This window comes from Anaerobacillus sp. CMMVII (genome assembly GCF_025377685.1).
Classification (GTDB): Bacteria; Bacillota; Bacilli; order Bacillales; family Anaerobacillaceae; genus Anaerobacillus.
In genome coordinates this window covers 579,277-585,548 of record NZ_JACEHK010000015.1, presented here as the reverse complement: position 1 = coordinate 585,548, position 6,272 = coordinate 579,277, and the positions used below count along the sequence as shown (strand labels likewise).

The window sequence follows — 6,272 nt, the reverse complement described above, 5'->3', positions numbered from 1 at the left end:
TAATTTACCACTTTTTTTATTTGGGCAACTAGTGGTTGGGAGCCAACGTTTGTATATATTTTCAGATGATTTTTCTCCTGTTTTAGGATTTGAACAGGGACGCTAATCACTAACCCATGATTTTTTTTGCTTGCATTTTCTTCGATTTGAAAACTTTCTGCCTGAATACCGATCAGTAGTTCTTGCCCGTTAAAAGTTGATACTCATGATAAAGCTTTTGCGGCAGTCTGCAAGTATAGCCAGATGAAAAAAATTGCTGATCTTTTATGGTGCCCTTCAAAACGAAAAGCCTTCCCCATTCATATACTTTGCCACAAATACATGTTTCGGATCTTTTAGCAGAACTTTTGGCTCGCCCTCTTGCAGTATAGTTTTGTTTTTCATGATGACAAGTCGATCACAATATGGGAGCCATTCATATATATAACTACAAAAAATTACTACGGGACAACCTTTCCATTCATGAAGCTTGTCCTTTATTGTTGTTAAGATTAATTTCCGTTTACTATTCGATAATTGATAAAAAGGTTCATCAATGAAAATTAGTCTTGGATTCAAAATCGTAGCTCTTAGAAAGGCGACAGTTATTTTTTCTTCTAGTGATAGACCATACATATTTTTTCGAAGTCCATTGAAAAGGAAAACTGTCGTAGCAAATGATTAATTCTCTTTTCTACTTCTTTTTCACTGAAACCTTCTAATCTTAACGGAAAAGCGAGATACTCATAAATTGTTTTTGAGCCATTTTCGTCAATTAAATGATTATGAATAAATGCAATTTTAGCAGGATAATCTTCCATACTCTTAATGTCTTTCTTGTGTAAACTTATATAGCCTTCATATTCATTATCAAAACCTAGTAACACTTTTTTTAGCTCCTCTTTTCCATCCCCTACTGGACCTGAAATGAGGAGCCATTCACCATCATTAATGAAGAGAGAGACATCCTTAAGCAGAAAGGCTGTCTCTTTTTTTTTCCAGACATGTTTCATTGAAAGTACGTTCATAGTTTTTCACCTAATGCTATTGTTCCTTAAAATGAATTATTCAATCAGATTTTGCATCAAGCTGACTTAATTCTCTTCTTAAAATTAATAATCCTTGTCCAAGCGTCTGGATATCAATCATGTTCCACTCGTACAATTGCCTTAACTCCATTTCAAAAAGTTCAAGATCGCCTGCACGGTCACCAGTATAGATAAACGCCCCATGTTTCTGTAAAAACTGTCTTAGTTCATGCATTGTATTCATTCATATTTCACCCTATTTCATCGTCTAATAACTTTTATTATATCAGTTTAAAAAGTCCGATGAAAAGAAGGGGAACTAGTGGAATTAACGCAAAAATTTGCGGTGTACGATTCCGATGAATTAATTGATAAATAAACATAAACCCTAGAAATAAACCGCCACCAAAAAAGATCGTTCCAAAAATGGTGAACCAAAGTGAGACCTCTAAAGCCGCAATTTCGAATCCTAACACTAAAAAAAAGACTAGAAAAATAATTAGTGATGCTGGTTCTTGCTTTACATATCCAAAAGATGGATCATACTTCCAAATTAAAAAGCCAATTAGACCTAGACAAAAATACCAAAGAAAATACTCATAGCTCCATGACTGACAAAGCCTAAAAACTTCGTACCGATCACCATACCAAGATAAAAGAATAGAAAAAATGCCAACCCTACAAAAATAAACACCGTTTGATGCGGCTCCATTCTCCTTGAAACAAGTAACCCACCAGTAGACAAACCAACCAAAAAACAGTTAAAATAGACGATATAATAATTGCCATAAAATCTCTCACCTCAATTTAAATACTTGTATTAGTTTATGAATGTATGCTTATATTAAGGACAAGAAATTGAATTTATTTATCTCAAATGATGAAGAAGTTGAAAAGAGGGATTAAGTTGCAAGAAAATAAACTACATGACATACTGTTTCAAGGAATTCACGGTAGGGCAGAAACACTACCAGAAGAAAGAGCCTTATTCTTATCAACTATAAGTGAGCGAATATACTTAGCCTTAACAAATAAGCAAGTTATACATAAGGGAATGTATCCCGAAGCACTTGAGGTAATGCGAACAAAAAAAGACATTCACTTATTTATCAATGGTAAGCTTTCCTATCATTTGTATTCTAATTATCTTAAAGAAGCATCAAAGTACCGTATTCCTTTCACTGTTGTAAATGATGGTCATGACACTCCGATTGGACTTGTTCTAGCAAGCCAAACAGCGGTTAACTCGGGGAAGGACTATACCTTCTTTGTTGAAGATGATACTTTCCAAAGAGATATGGGAAAAAGTTAAATTCATTATCCTGAGTTTATAGAGAAATTTTTTTACCGTCTTTTGAAACTAAATGAGCGATAAGACAAATTCACTTGTCTTATCGCTCATTTAGTTTCAAAAACTTCAAGCATAGCATGAAGAGCCAAACGATGCTTGGCTAAAGTACAGTAAGATAAAATAAATATTCAAGAAACATTTTTTGTAAGATGACATTAAGCCACCCTCAGATTATGTTCGTAGCAATTCTACATTCTACATTATTTCTAAATTCTACATTCCTCATCGATCCTCATCTAAAGGATGGATGGCTGTTGGTCGTTGTCTTTTTAACGGAATTGGTGACCTAAAGATTACATCGCGAAAGCTTCTTGCTGAAAATGGCATAAATGGCCATAAATAAGGTGTGTGATAGACTTTCATTGTTGTCAGCAACAAAAATAACAGAGTAATCGAGATAACATAACCATAAACATGGAAAAACCCAGTCGCTAATAAAAGAACAATACGAATGAGACGGTTAGCTAAACTCATTTCATAGCTTGGTGTCGCAAAGGAGCCTACAGCAGCCACGGCAAGATATAATACGACCTCAGGTGAGAATAACCCTACATCAATGGCTACTTGTCCAATTAAGATTGCGGCAACAAGACCTAGAGCAGTTGCCAAAGCAGATGGTGTATGAATCGCTGCCATTCTTAGCATCTCAATCCCAACCTCTGCAATAATAAACTGCGCTAACAAAGGTACACTTCCTGTTTCATTTGGGCCGATGTATGCTAAACCTTCTGGCAAGAGTGCTTGGTTAGTAGCCAACAAAAGCCATAAAGGCAAAAGGAAAATGGATGCCCACACTGCCGAAAATCTTACCAATCTCAACGCTATCCCGATGATCGGCTTTTGACGATATTCCTCCGCATGCTGTAAGTGATGCCAAAATGTGGTTGGTGTAATAATAACACTTGGTGAGCCATCAACCATTATAATCACATGTCCTTCGAATAGGTGTGCTGCCGCAACATCTGGACGTTCGGTATATCGTACTAGAGGGTAAGGATTGTAATGTTGCCCAAATAAATATTCTTCAATCGTTTTATCGCCCATTGGCAAGCCATCTGTATCAATTTTCTGAAGAGCCTGTCTTATGTTATTAACAAGTAATGGATCAGCAATATCTTCAATATAAGAGATACATAAATCTGTTTTAGAGCGTCTTCCTACCGTCATGTATTCATGGCGAAGTGTTCGATCCCTAACCCGCCTTCTAGTAAGAGCCGTGTTAAAAATAATGGTTTCAACAAATCCGTCTTTTGCACCTCTAATAACCTGTTCAGTATCTGGCTCCTCAGGTCCTCGCACTGGGTATGTTCTCGTGTCAATGAGAATGACTTCTTCTATCCCCTCAACAACAAGAGCTGCTGGGCCTGCCAGGACTTGATCAACAACTTTATCTAGATCCTTTTCTGTTTCAATTTCCACGTAAGGGATCTTCGATTTAATTAGTGTTTGTAGGGCATCTTCTGTTAATTCTTCTTCTTTAATAGCCATAAACTCTCTTTGGATTTGAGTTAACGATTCATCTTTTGCAAATCCATCAACGATAAATATGGCCATTTTCCTACCGCCGTATTTAAGGTCAACCCTAACTATATCAAAACTTTTTTCGACGCCAAGTTCTTTGTTCAAATAAGCGATATTTTGCTCAAAATCTCGAGATATTTTATGTTTTATTTCTTCGTTCGACAATTTTACCGCCTCCACTTCAATTACATTTTTAGCTAAAGTAGAAAAATCCATGCAAAAAATATACAGAAGGTTGAATGAATCATGAAAAAACAGATTGCGAATTTCTCACAATCTGTTTTTTCATCATTCATAATTAATAATGCATAATTAGTAATTAAATTTACACCATTTCTGATAACATATAATAATAAATTAGTTTACTAGTATTTTCTAAAGACGACTCATGTGTTCTTTCATGAGAATGCGATTCTGCAATTCCTGGTCCGATTAAGCCATGAACGATATCGTTGCCTGAGCGAATTGCTGCTGAAGCGTCTGAACCATAGTAAGGATAAATATCAATCTCATAATTTAAACGGTGCTCTTTTGCAAGGTTCACAAGCTTATTTTTCAAGCGTAAGTTATATGGACCACTCGAGTCTTTTGCGCAAATGGATACACAATATTCGGTCGTTGTTTGGCCAAGCCCAATTGCTCCCATATCTACTGCTAAATACTCCACAGTTTCTGGACTGATATTTGAATTACCACCGTAACCGATCTCTTCATTATTAGAAATGAGGAAATGCGTCGTATATGGTAATTTCACATCATTCTCTTTAATTTCTTTCATTAAATTAAGTAAAATCGCTACACTAGCTTTATCATCTAAATGACGAGATTTAATAAAGCCACTAGCAGTTCTTTCAAATCTTGGCGCAAATGAAACAAAATCACCAACAGAAATTCCTAGCGACTTGACGTCTTCATCATTCATAACTCTCTCGTCAATCCTAACCTCAATATTTTTTTCGTCACGTTCAGCAGTTCCTGCATCTTTATAAACATGAACGGAGGCTTGTTGCATTAATATCGTACCAGTAATAGAGTTCCCCTCACTCGTTTCTATTTGACAATATTCACCTTCCACAGAATTCCAACGAAAGCCACCAATCATTGTTAATTTAAGTCGACCATTCTTCTTGATTTCTTTTACCATTGCACCTAAGGTATCGACATGGGCAGTTAACATTCGATGCTTTGAATTGTCTTCACCGTCAAGTGTAATGACTAAACCACCTTTTCTATTCCGTTTTGATTGGATATGTAGTTCATCACAATACTTTTCAATGAATTGGATAACCTTTTCTGTATTTCCAGAGGGGCTGGGAATGTTTACTAAACGCTCAATCAATTCAACGACTTCATTTGTATTAACAGTAAACGACATTTACTTCACTCCTTAAGTTTTTTATCATAATTAGCTTATTTTAAACATAAAGTTAGATAGGCTGTCCGAGGAGGGATATCTATTGAAAAAACTTATTGGCATTATCACTATTGTAGCACTAATGACTGGTAGTCTTCTATATTACGTAACTTTCTTAAATCAAACATTACAAGAAACCATTGCGAACTTTCCTATTGATGAAACAAAGAAATATAAGCACGTGGAAACAACAATCGAATTAATAGATCAAAATGACGAAGATGAGTATACATTAATTTGGAAGACTAAGTCTGAAATCAATGAAAAGTTGTATCTTAGTCATGATATTTCCCTATTATTTGAGGATGGACGCCTAAAAGAAATCCTAACTCAAGCAAAAGAAAATAGTAGCAAACTAACTCAATCTCTAAAAATTGCAGGTGAAGATAGCGGACACTATGAGGCGATTAGTTATCACTATGGTCAATTACATTATCCAAATGATATAACCAAGAGTGTGCAATCAATGAGCTATGACCAAATTTACATCCTCGATTCTCCACTAAGCCCATTAGTGTACTTCAAGAGTCCTGAAACTACAGAAGAACAAGAAGGAAAGAGAGTCTTAGATACTATTATTAATCAAAATTTACAGTACAACTGGGAGGAGCTAATTGATTATTTTCAAATCAATTCTGAAAACTACCACTCTGTTCCATTAACAAGTCTACATAAATACGGATATACAACGTTCCCTGAACTAACCAGTGAGGAAAGTAGGGAACTTATTGCCCAAACATGGGGAGCTATCTATCAATATTATTTTTTAGGCATTGAAAAACAGGATGGAACAGTTGTAAGCCCTTTGGCGAGCAGTGTTCCTCTTATCCTATACCACAAGACATACTCACACTTTATTATTATTTTTTCTAGTACGGGTGGGCAAAAGTACAGTGTCGTCAAAAATACGGGAAGATTTTAAGTTTTATTGTAGATTGTGATTGAAAAATAATATATGGCTTCAAACCATTCCATTTTT

General features: G+C 35.4%; 8 protein-coding genes. 2 read left to right on the top strand and 6 right to left on the bottom strand.

Annotated elements, in window-relative coordinates:
* Positions 1–276: 276 nt before the first annotated feature.
* The 4 genes from H1D32_RS20125 to H1D32_RS20110 form a co-directional block, all read right to left on the bottom strand.
* The gene (locus tag H1D32_RS20125) at positions 277–558 is read right to left on the bottom strand and encodes an ATP-binding cassette domain-containing protein (protein ID WP_261179989.1); all 282 of its coding nucleotides are present in this window, start codon (positions 556–558) and stop codon (positions 277–279) included.
* A gap of 38 nt (positions 559–596) precedes the next feature.
* Complete coding sequence (locus tag H1D32_RS20120; RefSeq protein WP_261179988.1) at positions 597–1,007, bottom strand: ATP-binding cassette domain-containing protein; 411 nt, start codon at positions 1,005–1,007, stop codon at positions 597–599.
* A 40-nt stretch (positions 1,008–1,047) separates the two neighbouring features.
* Positions 1,048–1,251 (bottom strand): YqgQ family protein, encoded by a 204-nt coding sequence (locus H1D32_RS20115; RefSeq protein WP_261179987.1) that lies wholly within the window; start codon positions 1,249–1,251, stop codon positions 1,048–1,050.
* A 327-nt stretch (positions 1,252–1,578) separates the two neighbouring features.
* Positions 1,579–1,719, bottom strand: coding sequence for a hypothetical protein (locus tag H1D32_RS20110; protein WP_261179986.1), 141 nt, complete (start codon positions 1,717–1,719; stop codon positions 1,579–1,581).
* A gap of 195 nt (positions 1,720–1,914) precedes the next feature.
* On the opposite strand from H1D32_RS20110, the gene H1D32_RS20105 reads away from it, so the two are divergent.
* Positions 1,915–2,319, top strand: coding sequence for a YueI family protein (locus H1D32_RS20105; protein ID WP_261179985.1), 405 nt, complete (start codon positions 1,915–1,917; stop codon positions 2,317–2,319).
* A gap of 261 nt (positions 2,320–2,580) precedes the next feature.
* Here the strand turns inward: H1D32_RS20105 and H1D32_RS20100 are convergent, their stop codons facing one another.
* Entirely contained in the window at positions 2,581–4,044 is a 1,464-nt protein-coding gene (locus H1D32_RS20100) for a spore germination protein (protein ID WP_261179984.1), read from the bottom strand.
* Between the two features lie 160 nt (positions 4,045–4,204).
* Positions 4,205–5,254: a M42 family metallopeptidase gene (locus H1D32_RS20095; RefSeq protein WP_261179983.1), complete on the bottom strand. Its 1,050-nt coding sequence runs from the start codon at positions 5,252–5,254 to the stop codon at positions 4,205–4,207.
* Positions 5,255–5,336: 82 nt separating this feature from the next.
* On the opposite strand from H1D32_RS20095, the gene H1D32_RS20090 reads away from it, so the two are divergent.
* Positions 5,337–6,215, top strand: coding sequence for a hypothetical protein (locus H1D32_RS20090; RefSeq protein ID WP_261179982.1), 879 nt, complete (start codon positions 5,337–5,339; stop codon positions 6,213–6,215).
* Positions 6,216–6,272 lie beyond the last annotated feature (57 nt).